This window comes from Bacteroides sp. NSJ-39, assembly GCF_014287315.1.
Taxonomy (GTDB): Bacteria; Bacteroidota; Bacteroidia; order Bacteroidales; family Bacteroidaceae; genus Bacteroides; species Bacteroides finegoldii.
On record NZ_JACOOB010000005.1, the window covers coordinates 26,926 to 42,078 of the forward strand.

10 protein-coding genes and 1 pseudogene are annotated in these 15,153 nt (G+C 39.6%); 6 read left to right on the forward strand and 5 right to left on the reverse strand.

What is annotated here, in order from left to right; all coding sequences use genetic code 11:
* Positions 1-60 precede the first annotated feature (60 nt).
* Entirely contained in the window at positions 61-1,206 is a 1,146-nt protein-coding gene (locus H8S63_RS07315; protein WP_008022874.1) for an iron-containing alcohol dehydrogenase, read from the forward strand.
* A 231-nt stretch (positions 1,207-1,437) separates the two neighbouring features.
* Here H8S63_RS07315 and H8S63_RS07320 read toward each other — a convergent pair whose 3' ends face one another.
* On the reverse strand, positions 1,438-3,063 hold the full coding sequence (locus tag H8S63_RS07320; RefSeq protein WP_186926359.1) for an ATP-binding protein: 1,626 nt from the start codon (positions 3,061-3,063) through the stop codon (positions 1,438-1,440).
* A gap of 338 nt (positions 3,064-3,401) precedes the next feature.
* Here H8S63_RS07320 and H8S63_RS07325 point away from each other — a divergent pair, with 338 nt between their 5' ends.
* Together H8S63_RS07325 and H8S63_RS07330 are read left to right on the forward strand one after the other, a co-directional pair.
* Complete coding sequence (locus H8S63_RS07325; RefSeq protein WP_186926361.1) at positions 3,402-5,261, forward strand: SLC13 family permease; 1,860 nt, start codon at positions 3,402-3,404, stop codon at positions 5,259-5,261.
* Positions 5,262-5,550: 289 nt separating this feature from the next.
* The gene (locus H8S63_RS07330) at positions 5,551-7,893 is read left to right on the forward strand and encodes an LruC domain-containing protein (protein WP_186926363.1); all 2,343 of its coding nucleotides are present in this window, start codon (positions 5,551-5,553) and stop codon (positions 7,891-7,893) included.
* Between the two features lie 784 nt (positions 7,894-8,677).
* On the opposite strand, the gene H8S63_RS07335 is transcribed toward H8S63_RS07330, so the two are convergent.
* The gene (locus H8S63_RS07335) at positions 8,678-9,325 is read right to left on the reverse strand and encodes a GNAT family N-acetyltransferase (RefSeq protein ID WP_009040496.1); all 648 of its coding nucleotides are present in this window, start codon (positions 9,323-9,325) and stop codon (positions 8,678-8,680) included.
* Between the two features lie 169 nt (positions 9,326-9,494).
* A pseudogene (locus H8S63_RS07340) lies at positions 9,495-9,717 on the reverse strand (Ppx/GppA family phosphatase); the annotation flags it as partial.
* Between the two features lie 194 nt (positions 9,718-9,911).
* Here H8S63_RS07340 and H8S63_RS07345 point away from each other — a divergent pair.
* From H8S63_RS07345 to H8S63_RS20000, 3 genes are all read left to right on the forward strand, one after another.
* Positions 9,912-10,490, forward strand: a complete 579-nt coding sequence (locus tag H8S63_RS07345; RefSeq protein WP_007752230.1) for an HdeD family acid-resistance protein — start codon at positions 9,912-9,914, stop codon at positions 10,488-10,490.
* Between the two features lie 74 nt (positions 10,491-10,564).
* The gene (locus H8S63_RS07350) at positions 10,565-10,714 is read left to right on the forward strand and encodes a hypothetical protein (RefSeq protein WP_008022861.1); all 150 of its coding nucleotides are present in this window, start codon (positions 10,565-10,567) and stop codon (positions 10,712-10,714) included.
* A 189-nt stretch (positions 10,715-10,903) separates the two neighbouring features.
* The gene (locus H8S63_RS20000) at positions 10,904-11,173 is read left to right on the forward strand and encodes a DUF6169 family protein (protein ID WP_342977433.1); all 270 of its coding nucleotides are present in this window, start codon (positions 10,904-10,906) and stop codon (positions 11,171-11,173) included.
* Between the two features lie 162 nt (positions 11,174-11,335).
* On the opposite strand, the gene H8S63_RS07360 is transcribed toward H8S63_RS20000, so the two are convergent.
* A complete protein-coding gene (locus tag H8S63_RS07360; RefSeq protein ID WP_118217873.1) occupies positions 11,336-13,525 on the reverse strand; it encodes a glutamine synthetase III in 2,190 nt (729 codons plus the stop codon).
* A gap of 176 nt (positions 13,526-13,701) precedes the next feature.
* On the reverse strand, positions 13,702-15,141 hold the full coding sequence (locus tag H8S63_RS07365; protein WP_055234777.1) for an ammonium transporter: 1,440 nt from the start codon (positions 15,139-15,141) through the stop codon (positions 13,702-13,704).
* Between the last annotated feature and the right edge of the window lie 12 nt (positions 15,142-15,153).

Sequence of the window (15,153 nt, forward strand, 5' to 3'; positions counted from 1 at the left end):
AATCATGTATCTTTGCAAGGATAGTGACTAATAACCAAAATAATAACAATAGACTAAGATATGGAAAATTTTATTTTTCAAAATCCTGTGAAACTAATCATGGGAAAAGGGATGATTGCCCGGCTGGCTAAAGAAATACCGTCCGACAAACGTATTATGATTACTTTTGGCGGCGGAAGCGTGAAGAAAAACGGAGTGTACGATCAGGTAAAGGAAGCATTGAAGGACCATTTTACGGTAGAATTTTGGGGAATCGAACCCAATCCTGCCATCGAAACTCTCCGTAAAGCGATTGCTTTGGGAAAAGAAGAGAAAGTGGACTATTTGCTGGCTGTTGGCGGCGGTTCTGTTATTGACGGTACGAAATTGATTTCCGCAGGAATCCTGTATGATGGTGATGCTTGGGATTTAGTACTTGCCGGACGCCCGGTAACTCATACTGTACCTCTTTCCACTGTATTGACTTTGCCTGCTACCGGTTCGGAAATGAATAACGGAGCAGTTATTTCCCGTCGTGAAACGAAAGAGAAATATCCTTTTTATGCCAACTATCCAATCTTTTCTATTCTTGATCCGGAAGTAACTTTTACCTTGCCACCTCATCAGGTAGCTTGTGGATTGGCTGATACCTATGTTCATGTGATGGAGCAATATATGACTACTTCCGGACAGAGTCGCGTTATGGACCGTTGGGCGGAAGGTATTCTACAAACTCTGGTGGAGATTGCTCCGAAAATTCGTGAAAACCAGCATGATTATCAACTGATGGCTGATTTTATGCTTTCGGCTACAATGGCATTGAATGGATTTATTGCTATGGGGGTGTCTCAAGACTGGGCTACTCACATGATCGGGCATGAAATTACTGCTTTGCACGGATTGACACATGGCCATACGTTAGCCATTGTTCTTCCTGCCACGTTGCAAGTGCTTCATGAAGAAAAAGGGGATAAACTTTTGCAGTATGGTGAAAGAGTTTGGGGAATTACTTCCGGTACAAGAGAAGAGCGGATTGATGAAGCAATTTGCCGTACCGAAGAATTTTTCCGTTCACTGGGACTGACTACACGTTTGCATGAAGAGAACATCGGACAGGAAACTATTCTGGAAATCGAACGCCGCTTCAATGAACGTGGTGCTAAATATGGTGAGAATGGAAATGTAACAGGTGCTGTTGCTCGTAGAATATTAGAGACTGCACTTTAAGCACACTCTTACATGAAGTTTATAGAATAAGAAGGTTTCCGAAAAATCCTTCTTGCTAAATAAAATGTGTACCCTAAAAGTTGGATATAAAACTTTTGGGGTACATTTCATTAGTAGTGGTAATAATGTAAAGTAGCGGGGCAGTATAATCATCTTACAGGGTATACTTTATAATCAGTAGCAGTAGAAAGAGTGATTTTATAAATTCAAGGCTTTTCGGTATTCTGCTTACTATTTCTCAATTTTCTCTGTTCTTGGAATTTTGAACCAGAAACAAGAACCTTCTCCTTCTTTAGATTCCGCTCCGATAACTCCTCCCAGCCGCTCTACTATGACACGGCAGATGGCTAGTCCGAGACCTGTTCCTTTAATAAACGAATTCAGTTTGACGAAACGTTCGAACACCTTGTCTATTTTGTCAGCAGGAATTCCGATACCTGTATCTTTTACATAAAAGTATATTTCATCACTTGCTTCTTCAATCCGGTATCCCATTTCGATAGAACCCTTGGAAGTGAACTTTAAGGCATTGTTTGTAAAGTTGATGATAACCTGTGATAAGCGTATGCGGTCTGTATTAATAATACATTGATTTGCTCTCTCTGTGAATACGATTTGTACGTCCGGTGAAGAGTTTTTTTCTTGCATTTGTCTGCAAATACCTTCCATCAGTTCATTAATGTCAGTTTGCGCAAATGTGAATTCCATAGTACCGGCTTCGATTTTGGAAAGATCCAGAATATCGTCTATCAGTTGCAATAATAAGATATTGTTGCTGGAGATTATTTTCACGAACTCCTGTTTCTCTTCTTCCTCCTCTGTCTGGCAAACCATTTCGGAAAATCCTACAATTGCGTTTAGTGGGGTTCGTATTTCATGGCTCATATTAGCGAGAAAGGCAGATTTTAGTCGATTGGATTCTTCGGCTTTTTCCTTTGCCTCTTGCAACATTCTATTCATTTTTAGTTTTTCTGTGATGTTTTCAAAACGAAGTAATCCGCCAATAATTTCAGTTTCTTTTTCGTCGCCAAAAACGGGAGTTGCGGTCACTTCAAAATCTACATCGTCTACTCTGATTGTATGTCGGATTATTTTGCCTTGTTCGATTGCTTTCTTGAAAGCACATTGTCCACATGGTTCATTACGAAGTGCACTGGTCTGATAGCAAATTTTTCCCGGTATGTATCGTCTTCCTTTTACCAGGCTGGCGATTTGTCTTGTTTCTTCCCATTGCACCCGGTAATTTTTATCAATATAGATAAGCCCGAAGTCAATACTTTTTAGAGCTAGTTTCTGCTTCTTCAATGCTTTTTCCAGTTCTTCTTTGGCTGCAACCAATTCTCTTTCATAATTCTTGAGTTGAGTGATCTCCCATCGGGTTGCGAGCAGCCATCTTTTTTCCCCTTCCCATGAAATAATTGATTTTACAGCAATCGTATCATGGGTGATTCCATCGGGAGTGATATATTTTTCTTCTTTGCGGTATACTTTGCCTTCTTGTACGAGTTCTTTGTCGATATTTCGGTATTTTTCTCCTCTTTCTTCTCCGTATATTTCGTAGTCAGTATGTCCGATAGCCTCTTCACTACTGATACCGGATTGAACGGCTGATTCTTTATTCCAGTAATAGTATCGGAAATCATTTGCAATGTCTTTTACGAAGATCGGAAAAGGAAGGTTGTCGAGAATATCAAAAGAAAAACGATAGGAATGATTGGTCTTTTTAATCGTTTTGTGTAATTTGTGGATTCTATATAATAAAATGCTAATGATAAGGAGTAAAATAATTACCAGTAAATAATTATAACCCCAAGGTACTTCACCAATCCAGAAAATTAACAAAATATTGTTTGCCATAAAATGTTTGATATAAATGGGGTGTAAAGATATGAATTGTTCTTTAACTATCAAAAAGATAATACATAAATATATTGCTTTTCAACATTATATTATGAGGATGTAATAAAATATGATATGATGAATGTGGATGTATGGTGTCTTATATTTCCTGTATGGTATGATATTTTGAATGATTTTGAATCTTTTTCTAGAGGGAAAATGTATTAAAATATTAAATGATGTCTCATGAACTAAAATCATTTCTAATTTGTTTTAATAACGCTGGAGTATTTTCTATTTTTGTTCACCTAAATTAGTTTTGATAGAGTCAAAATAAAACAATCATTTAATTACGTATGCTAATAACCATTATTATTCTCGTTCTTTCGGCTGTCTTTTTCGTGAACGGCAAGGTTCGTTCGGATATTGTGGCACTATGTGCGCTGATAGCCTTACTTGTTTTTCAGATATTAACTCCTGACGAGGCACTCTCCGGCTTTTCCAATTCGGTAGTCATTATGATGATCGGATTGTTTGTAGTAGGAGGGGCTATTTTTCAGACGGGACTAGCAAAAATGATCAGTTCCCGAATTCTTAAACTTGCGGGAACCAGTGAGATTCGGTTGTTTTTATTGGTGATGTTGGTGACCTCTGCCATTGGTGCGTTTGTCAGTAACACAGGTACGGTGGCATTGATGCTTCCTATTGTTGTTAGTTTGGCGATGAGTGCCGGCATGAATCCCAGCAGGTTGTTGATGCCATTGGCTTTTGCAAGTAGTATGGGAGGTATGATGACTTTGATTGGTACTCCACCGAACCTTGTGATACAGAATACGTTGACTTCCGCCGGACTTGAGCCGCTTTCTTTCTTCTCTTTCCTGCCTGTCGGTATTGTTTGTGTAATTGTTGGCACACTGGTTTTGATGCCGCTTAGTAAATGGTTTCTTTCTAAAAAAGGCCAGAAAGATGATAATAAACGTTCGGGCAAGTCACTAAAACAGTTGGTCAATGAATATGGGCTTTCTAGTAATTTGTTTCGTTTACAGGTGATAAAAGATTCAAGGCTTTTGGGGAAGACAATTATTGACCTGGATATTCGCCGTAAATATGGTTTGAATATTATGGAAGTTCGTCGTGGTGATGCATCGCAACATCGTTTTCTAAAAACGATTACTCAAAAGTTTGCTGCACCGGACACGATGTTAGAAGTAGAGGATATTTTGTATGTGACTGGAGACTTTGATAAGGTGCAACTCTTTGCGGAAGATTACCTGTTGGAGGTCTTGGGCGACCATGCAACGGAAGAAACAAAAAGTACGACTAATTCGCTTGATTTTTATGATATCGGTATTGCTGAAATAGTATTGATGCCATCTTCTAATTTGATAAACCAGACAATTAAAGAAGCTGGTTTCCGTGATAAGTTTAATGTGAACGTATTGGGGGTTCGTCGTAAAAAGGAATATTTATTGCAAGATTTGGGGAATGAGCGTATTCATAGTGGTGACGTGCTTTTGGTACAAGGAACATGGAATAATATAGCCCGTCTTAGCAAGGAAGATGCTGATTGGGTTGTTTTGGGGCAACCTTTGGCGGAAGCGGCTAAAGTTACGTTAGATTATAAAGCTCCGGTAGCAGCTGCTATTATGGTGTTAATGGTCGCAATGATGGTTTTTGACTTCATTCCGGTAGCTCCGGTTACAGCCGTTATGATAGCGGGTATATTGATGGTCCTTACGGGATGTTTCCGCAATGTGGAAGCGGCTTATAAAACGATCAACTGGGAAAGTATTGTATTGATCGCTGCCATGCTTCCTATGTCTCTGGCATTGGAGAAAACGGGAGCTTCGGAATATATTTCCAATACATTAGTGAACGGCTTGGGATCATACGGACCAGTTGCATTGATGGCAGGTATTTATTTTACGACTTCGTTGATGACGATGTTTATTAGTAATACGGCTACCGCTGTTTTGCTTGCTCCGATTGCTTTGCAAAGTGCCATACAGATTGGAGTCAGTCCGGTTCCTTTCTTGTTTGCCGTGACGGTAGGTGCAAGTATGTGTTTTGCTTCTCCGTTCTCTACGCCGCCTAATGCCTTGGTAATGCCTGCAGGACAATATACTTTTATGGATTATGTAAAAGTAGGATTACCGTTGCAGATTATTATGGGAATCGTGATGATTTTTGTATTGCCATTGATTTTCCCCTTTTAGTCTTTGTCTTTTTATGAAGAGTTGCATATTTCCATGCAACTCTTTTTTTTGCTGTATACTATTGAATAAATAGTATTAAAATTTTTATATTCAACGATATAACTAACTGTCTTCTAATATAAATAATTAGAGTGAGGCGCTTTAAAAGATGTTAACTGTAAATCGGAAAATGCAATGTAATCTGTATAATGTTTATAAATACAATTATCTTTGTGCGTTCATTGCTGATTATTGATTAGTAGTGATTTATGTTTTTCGCAAATAAAACAAACTAAAGCATTAAAAGATTATGAAACAGAACATTGCAAAAGTATTCACTTTCTTGTTGTTGGCGTCTTCCATCAGTTTTATCAGTTGTGTTGATAATGAGAAAAATCTGTTTGATGCAGATCAACTGAAGCAAATTTACGAAGAAACTTTTCCTGTAAAAAACATCGATCCTGATGGTGATTGGACAGTGTCACGAAGTGTGATAGCGTGTGTGTCAGTTAATGGAGATCAGGGAGTAGATTATAAGATACAAATATTTGATGCCGATCCATTAAGTCCGGGAAGTACAGCAAAACTCTTAGCGGAAGGAACTGTCAATCAAAGTACGACTTTGAATGTGGTGATGGATTGTGCAACAGCGCTTGATAAGGTGTTTGTTGCACGCATAGATGAGCACAAACGCTATCTGGTTCAACCGGCAGCGATTGAAAACGGCACAGTGACAGCGCATTTTGGAGACAAAGGTACGCCAACACGTTCTATGTCACGAGCTGTGGCGACTAGTATACCTGTTATGGAGGCTCCTTATACTGCTGATTTTATTAGTGCTAAAAAGGTAACTGCTACTGTCGTTCAGGCTGGCTGGGATTTAGGGGCAAGTTCCGGATGGGCCGGTAATTATAAAGAATATCCTGTTTTTACAGAAAGTGAACGTTGGTTTAAGATTCCGGATGGTACTTTTAATGGTGGATTTACCACCTCTGGTGTCAGTGGCGGAGCCCAAGCTGTGAAAGTAATTGTTCCTCAAGGAAGCACATGGGTTATAGAAAATAGTAATCAATTTTCTAATATTACAGAAATTATAGTTGAGAATGGTGGAAAGATAGAGGTCGCTAAAAATGGGAGCCTGGTATTAACTCAAGCTTCTTATATAACTGTGATGCAGGGGGGAAGTATTGTTGGCGACAGAGGTATTCAGATAACAAATAGTTCGGCCGGGCGTACGAACTATAATGCCGGTACGATTGATTGTGACTTTTTGAAAATTGATGGAGGTGGAAGTGGAGTTGATTTTGTGAATTATGGAACACTTAAACTGAATTCTTATAATGCTTCTACTAATGGTACCACATTGATAAATCATGGAACGATTGAAGTTGAAAATATAGATGGTAACAACAATACTAATATTAAAAACGGTTGTTATCTGAAGGCAGGAAAATTACAGTTTGGTACACTTGTTATGGGAAATACTTCCGAAGCTATTTGCAAAGAATTGACGGGTAATGGAAATGATAATAATATCGTGATGGAAGCACAATCCATATTGACTTGTACGGGCAAAGCTAATTTATTCAGAACAGTTACCGGTCCGACACAAGGAACTGCCTTATTAAGAATTCATACAATAGACAATACTTCCGGTTTGGCTTATTCTAATTCAAAAGTAACGAATAATATTATTTGTGAAATAACGGATCAAACATCTAATGGTAAAAATCAATGGGAATGGAGTTCTTTTGATTGGCTGACAAATAAAGGATTGCAGCAAGGTGCTACCTATTGTAACCCGGGTAAAGCCGAATTTATACTTCCTGCTGACGGTGACTGTATTAAAGAAGGATATAACTCTGATGAAGAACCGGATGATGTAGAGATCCGATATGCGGTTTATTCTTATGCTTTCGAAGATAACTATCCGAAAGCAGGCGATTACGATTTCAATGATATTGTGTTGAATGTAACTTTGCCTGCAGCCGGTAATGACGTGAAAGAACTGAAATATAAAATCGACCTTCGGGCGGTTGGTGCCGTGAAACAATTAGGTGCTGGTTTGAGAATACGAGGAATAGACAAAAATAATGTAGAAGAGGTAAGTTTTGGTGCAGGCGCTGCTCAACGTACTGGTTCATTAAATTCCGGGATATTTGAAAATGCATCTTATGAAACGAATGGTAATGAACTTGTGATTCCTTTATTTGGAGACGCACATTATATATATGGATATACAGGAGCACAACGTCCCATGTTGAATACAGGGAATGCTAGTACCCCTCTTACAGATATATACACTCTTGAAGTGAACGTCAAACTTAAGAATGCAATATCTGTCCCTAGTGTGACAGATGGCTTAGACTTCTTCATTGCTTATCAGGGGATAGGTCAAAAGAGAACGGAAATCCATTTGACTCATTTTAATTCGGCTACGGCGAATGGGCAATTGGCAGATAATGAAGTGCTCGAAGTAATCAAGGCAGTTAATAATACTTGGGCTCTTTGTGTTCCTGATAAATTTGCTTATCCAACAGAAACAACAGTGATAACGAATGCATATTCTAAATTTGCAGATTGGGCACACGATCAGAGCTCAACCACAGATTGGTATAAGACTGTTAGTAGTGACAAGGTGATTCAGTACTAAACTTTTCGTCATCTCTACACTTTTTACATAAAGTTTTAGAATCCCTGATTATACTGACGATTGTTTGTGTAATCAGGGATTTTGCTATCTCACATGTTTTGTTATTTTTCTCTGTTAGCAAGCAAAAACCTTTAAAATGCTGAAAATTTTGCTTGTTTTGTACAAAAGCACCGTGTTTCTCATTGAAAAGCATCGTTATATTTGTGAAAAACATAAGGATAAAGTAAGCAAAAGATGCGGATAATGTCACCAAAAGCTATGGATAGAGTAAGCAAACCATTGGGATAGTGTCGCTATGTCGTAAATATTGTTAGTATTTTATACTTTCCTTCCATTGATTTTTCTACTTCGGTCTTTGATAATGATAAATAGAAAAGAATAAAAGGGAACTTTATTAGTATAGATAATATCTCTTTGGTGGTAAAATCTTTGATGATGTATCAAAAAGTGTATATATCGTGCCTGATTATAGAATAACGATTTGAGCAAATTCCTCTACAGTGACAGAAACTCTTTATTCCAATAAAAGGGAGGAAAGAAACGATTCCTGGTAGATTAAGAATTACAAAGTGTCAATGGTGACTTTTTGTAAACTATAGTTTCTATAAGATAGGTTTCATCAATTGTTAAGGCATTTTTTCTCTCTGTCTCAATTATATATTTTAATTCTTTGTAACTATGAAGAGACAAAGAATAGTAGCTATATTGAATAATAGTTGCTTGATGGCATAGCACGATAGAACTTCTGTAATGTACAAATCAAGCGATTTAAGGTTGAATAAACTTAAATCGCTTTTCTCCGCATCACTACTATCTGATCGAACCGCTTTTGTGACGGAGTGCCAACTATAATTTCCTTTGGAGGGAATCGCTTATCGAACTCATTAGCAGCTGATTTATCGACCTGATATATTTCATCTTCTATGTAACGTCCTTTAGCGTTGGCTAAAGCATTATCATATAATTCATAAACATGAAGAGCTGTGGCATACATATTATCTTCGGTGCGAATCCCTAATGTTTCAGCAGGAATGAATCCTTGCCGGAGGTAATAATCCGGGTCACCGCAAAGTAAAATGGCACGAAATCCCATATCGAAAGCTCGTTCTTTGGTCAGCGCAATCATTTTTCCTCCAATACCTTTCTGTTGATATTCGGGAAGAACAGAAATGGGCCCCAGACTCAATACTTCATATTGGTTACCGTCATCCGCCATGATAAATGATTTAAGGCAGACCACATTGCCGACAATCTTGCCATTAAGTTCTGCAACAATATCGAGTTCCGGTACAAACTTTGGATGGTTACGCATGATATGAAGGAGATAATGTTCGTCACATCCCGGAGAAAAATGATTCCAAAAGGCTTCCCGTGTGACATTTTCGGTTTCATTATAATCCGAAGGTTGTTCAATTCTAAGTTTTATATCCATCTTATCAAATATATAGTTACACAAATATAGAGAACAAAATTTGAATATTTACCTCTTTAAGGACGAATCTGTACATTATAGCAAGATGAGACAAAAACTCCCGATACAAAGTTTGAATATACACTAGTATCAGGAGTTTTGTGTATTGATGCATCAAGATTGTAGAGAATTAAACCTTGTTCATCTTTTGCGTGTACAGACTATTGATGATACCGTCGAACAGTCCGATGGTAGGTACAATAATTCTGGTGGCTTTTATATGAGTAGCTATCTCAAGAAATATTTCAGCAGCAGGAATAATAACATCGGCCCGGTCCGGTTTCAACTTATATTGCTTGATACGTTGTTCGGTAGAGAGCTTTCAATGTTTCATATATATCTTGCAGTGATTTTTTTTATTTCACTTTGTTTCATACTGAAAGGGAACTGTCTAAATTTTCTGCAGAAATATCAATGCGAGATGTAATCGTCATAACGATATTATTACGAACTTATTACAATGTTTATTTGTTATTTTTATATATCAGTAGAAACACTTATATTCGCAAAAGTATTGAAACAGACCCGGTTAAAAAATATAGAATTTATGAAAACAATGAATTATTCCCTTATTCGTATTCTCTTTGCACTTGTGATAGGATTGGTGCTTGTTATTTGGCCAAATGCGGCTGCCAGCTACATTGTCATTACAGTTGGTGTTGCCTTTTTAATTCCCGGTGTTATCAGCCTTTTTGGTTATTTCGGCCGGAAAAGACAGGAAGGTGAAGCGGCTCCCCGTTTCCCGATAGAAGGAATCGGCAGTTTATTATTTGGACTTTGGCTGATTGTGATGCCTGAATTCTTTGCAGATGTTCTGATGTTTCTATTGGGATTTATCCTGATAATGGGAGGAGTGCAACAGATTGCTTCTTTATCGATGGCACGTCGGTGGATGCCTGTTCCGGGAGCGTTTTATCTGGTTCCTTCATTGATTCTTATTGCAGGTATCATCGCTTTGTTTAATCCGACAGGAGCACGTAATACTGCATTTATAATTATTGGTGTGAGTAGTTTGGTTTATTCGCTTACCGAATTAATCAACTGGTTCAAGTTTGACCGTCGTCGTCCGAAGACTCCGGTAGTACATGACGATGATGATATTGAGGATGCAAAGATAATCGAATAAAAAAGAAAAAATAGTAGGTAATGTTGTTATGTCTCTGAAAAAGAGTATCTTTGTGGTATAATAAAAACAAATGTATGAAGCCTGAAAAGAAACAAAGCAAATCTTCTTCTTTCTTTCAAAAAGTATTGGAGGACAAGAAAGCGATAAGGAAATGTATACAAGAGGGTGGAGACTTGAAAAAAATAGCCAAAGAGCGTGACATCAAATTCTCAACTCCCGTATGAATTCTGTAAGGAATCAGATTGGAACTACTCATTTATAACGATAAGCGGTGTAAAATACATCGCTTATTTTGTTGATTACTCTGTATATCACCCGGATTTTGACGAAGTATATACTTTTATTTTGAACCGGAAGAGGAAGAATCAACTCCTCATCCTATTGATCCAAAGATAGCGGCAACAATTGTTACGATCTTACAAGAATTCTTTCAAAGTAAAGAAAGAGCAATGATTCTTGTATGCGATAATATTGATGGAAAAGAAAATAAAAGAAATAGATTGTTTAGTCGGTGGTATACTAATTTTAAAACCAAAGATATTCTAAAATTTGATGCTTCGGCTACTACTGAAGAGTATCAATTATATGTTTCTATCTTGTTAAGTTCTTCCCATCCTCGAAAAGAAAAGTTGATTGCGGCTTTTTATGAGTTAGTTAAAAATGAATTTTATCCTGTTGAATAAAAAAGAAGAGGACTGCTTCACAGCACCCCTCCCCGCAAACTTAAAACAACCAACAAAAGAAATAGATAATTTCATAACGGTGAACTGTGAGTGGTAAACGGTAAATGCGTTGCAATACAACTTGTTCGCCGTTCACCGTTTATCGTTCACCGTTCTTTTTTTCTATCTCACAAATAACAGTTCCCTGTATTTCGGAAGCGTCCACATTTGGTTGTCAACAATGAGTTCCAACTTATCGATGTGGTAGCGGATTTCTTCCAGTGCCGGAACGATCGTGTCGTGGTAGGCAATGGCTTTTTCCCGTTCGCTTTCTATCTTGTTCGCAACCTTACGAGCTTCAATCATTGCATCTACATGTTCCTTGATGAAGGCTGTACGGTCGGCAATCTCTTCAATAAGCTCCAGGTTTTTAGCAGACAATTTCGCTGCCTTTTCTGCCGGGAAAAGAGATTGCATCTTATAGACATTATTAATTAAATCCGTTTGATATTGAGTGGCCACCGGAATGATATGGTTCATAGCCAAATCACCCAATACACGCGCCTCGATCTGAATCTTCTTCGTATACGTTTCCCATTTCACTTCGTTGCGGGCTTCTAGTTCTTTCTTTGTCATTACGCCGGTAGCTTCGAACATGGCAATGGTTTCTGGTTTCAGGTAGTTATCGAAGATAACAGGAACACTGGTTTCGCAATCCAGTCCACGGCGGGCTGCTTCTTTCTTCCATTCGTCGCTGTAACCATTGCCGTCAAAATGAATCGCTTTACATTCCTTGATATATCCACGGATAATTTCGAGAATGGCAGACACTTTAGGTTCTCCTTTTTCAATCAAAGCATCCACATCTTTCTTAAACTTCACCAATTGGTCTGCTACGGCAGAGTTCAATGCAATCATGGCAGACGCACAGTTTGCCTCGGAACCTACGGCACGGAACTCAAAACGGTTTCCGGTGAAAGCAAAAGGAGAGGTACGGTTACGGTCAGTATTATCAATCAATAATTCTGGAATCTGCGGAATATCCAACTTCATTCCCTGTTTGCCGCTAAGACTAATCAAATCATCTTTCGTACTGTTTTCAATGTGATCCAATACCTGCGACAATTGCTTCCCTAGGAAAGAGGAGATGATGGCAGGAGGTGCCTCATTAGCTCCCAGACGATGGGCGTTGGTAGCGCTGGAGATAGAAGCTTTTAACAATCCGTTATGATGATAAACTGCCATCAATGTGTTTACAACGAAGGTAACAAAACGCAGGTTATCTTCCGGAGTCTTACCCGGTGCCATTAATAAAATGCCCGTGTCAGTTCCCAACGACCAGTTGTTGTGTTTACCCGATCCGTTGACGCCCTTAAAAGGTTTTTCATGAAGCAGTACGCGGAAACCATGACGGCGACTAACCTTACGCATCAATGACATAATCAGTAAGTTATGGTCGTTAGCAAGGTTACACTCTTCAAAGATGGGGGCTAACTCGAACTGGTTCGGGGCAACCTCGTTGTGACGGGTCTTAACAGGAATACCCAGCTTTAACGCTTCAATTTCGAGATCCTTCATGAAAGCGGCTACGCGGGTGGGGATAGCACCGAAGTAGTGGTCCTCCAACTGCTGGTTTTTGGCACTGTCATGTCCCATCAAAGTACGACCGGTCATTAGCAAGTCCGGGCGTGCGGCATACAATCCTTCGTCTACTAGGAAGTATTCCTGTTCCCAGCCCAAGTAAGCAACTACTTTTTTCACTTCCGGGTTGAAGTAACGACATACGTTTACAGCAGCTTTATCTACAGCCCGCAATGCTTTCAGCAAGGGAGCTTTATAGTCGAGAGCTTCGCCGGTATATGCGATAAACACTGTTGGGATGCAAAGCGTATCATCTACAATGAAAGCAGGTGATGAGGGGTCCCATGCGCTGTAACCACGGGCTTCGAATGTGTTACGGATACCGCCATTCGGGAAAGAAGAAGCATCCGGTTCCTGTTGTACAAGCAGTTTACCTGTGAATTCTTCCATCATACCGCCTTTGCCGTCATGTTCAACGAAAGCATCATGTTTTTCAGCTGTACCCTCGGTCAGCGGTGCGAACCAGTGCGTATAATGAGTAACACCCATTTCGATGGCCCATTTCTTCATGCCGGCAGCTACCTCGTCGGCAATACTGCGATCTAGCGGAGCACCGTTGTCAATGGCGTCAATCAGTGCATTGTATACCTTGCTGGGAAGGTATTTGAACATTTTCTCCTTGTTGAATACATACTTGGCGAAATACTCCGAAGGACGTTCGGCAGGTGTTGCTACCTCAACAGCTTTCTTTTTGAAAGCTGTCTCTACTACTCTGAATCTAAGTTTTGACATAATACCTGATTTGATTTGTTGTTAAATATGTTAGAGTAAATAATTACTTTGTTATGTGGTTTCCGGAAAGGCGATCAAACCTGTCCGGAAGTTTTTTCTGTGATTAGCATGGTAGTGATTAGTAGTAAGTTGTGCGTAGCTGTCTTTCACTAATCACTAAACCGTTCATCACTAAATTAGTTGTAAGCAGATTCTCCGTGTTCGTAAATATCAAGACCTTCTTCTTCGATACGTGCCGGAACGCGAAGTCCGTGAATCTTATCAAGCGTTTTGAAAATGATGAATCCCATGCCTGCTGCCCATGCACCTACTACCAATGCTCCAAATATTTGTGCACCGAGGAACCCGAAACCGTAGCCATAGAATAAACCTTCACTGGTGGAGAACAAACCTGTAAGAATAGTTCCTAAAAAGCCACAAACACCATGTACAGAAGATGCACCTACCGGATCGTCTATCTTTAACACCTTGTCAATGAAGTCAACGGAGAATATCATTACGACACCACATATTGCACCTATTAAGGCTGCTCCTGCGGGAGATACTGCGTCACATCCTGCTGTGATGCCTACCAGCCCTGCCAAGATACCATTCAGTGTCAATGACAGGGAAGGTTTTCCATATTTCATCCAGCTCACCAACAGAGCGAAGAAACCACCGGCACAAGCAGCCAGATTCGTTGTCAGGAATACGTGGGAGATGGCGATAGCATCGGCTTCGGTTGCTGCTGCCAATTGAGAACCGGGGTTGAACCCGAACCATCCGAACCAAAGAATGAATACGCCTAGTGCAGCAATAGTCAGGCTATGGCCTGGGATAGCTTTTGATTTGCCGTCTTTACCATATTTACCGATACGGGGGCCAAGAATGGCGGCACCTACCAAAGCAATCCATCCACCTACAGAGTGAACGACCGTAGAACCGGCAAAGTCATGGAAGGTGGTTCCGAAGAGACTCATCATGAAAGAACCTTCTTCACCGTTCATCAACCAGCCTCCGCCCCATGTCCAGTGACCGGATATCGGATAAATCAGTACACTGATAAAGATGGTGTAGACGATATACATGGAGAATTTTGTACGTTCTGCCATGGCTCCTGATACAATTGTAGCTGCTGTCGCACAGAATACGGTTTGGAATATGAGGAATCCTTCGGTTGGCAAACCATTATCAATGAAAGAAAGGTCGAAGAAGTGGGGCATTCCGATGAATCCTCCTGCGCCGAACATCAATCCGAAACCGATAAACCAGTATAGTAAAGAGCCGAACATGAAGTCTACAAAGTTCTTCATCAGAATGTTGGCAGTATTTTTCACTCTGGTAAAACCTGCTTCTACTAATGCAAATCCCGGCTGCATGAAGAATACGAGCATTGCTGCAAGCAACATCCATACAGTATTCAATCCAAGAGCTAATTCACCAACCGTATCGGGAGCTGCTGATGCTTCTTCGGCAGGAGCGGTAACGACTTCGGTAATTGTTTCTGTAACTGCTGCAACTGTATCGGCAGCGGCCGTGTTTTGTGCCGACATATCAGTAGTAAAACAGCACAAAATGAATATAGTAGTGGCTATCCACAGCTTTACGAAGCTATGGCTTTTATATTTTGTATCCATAATAGTATAATC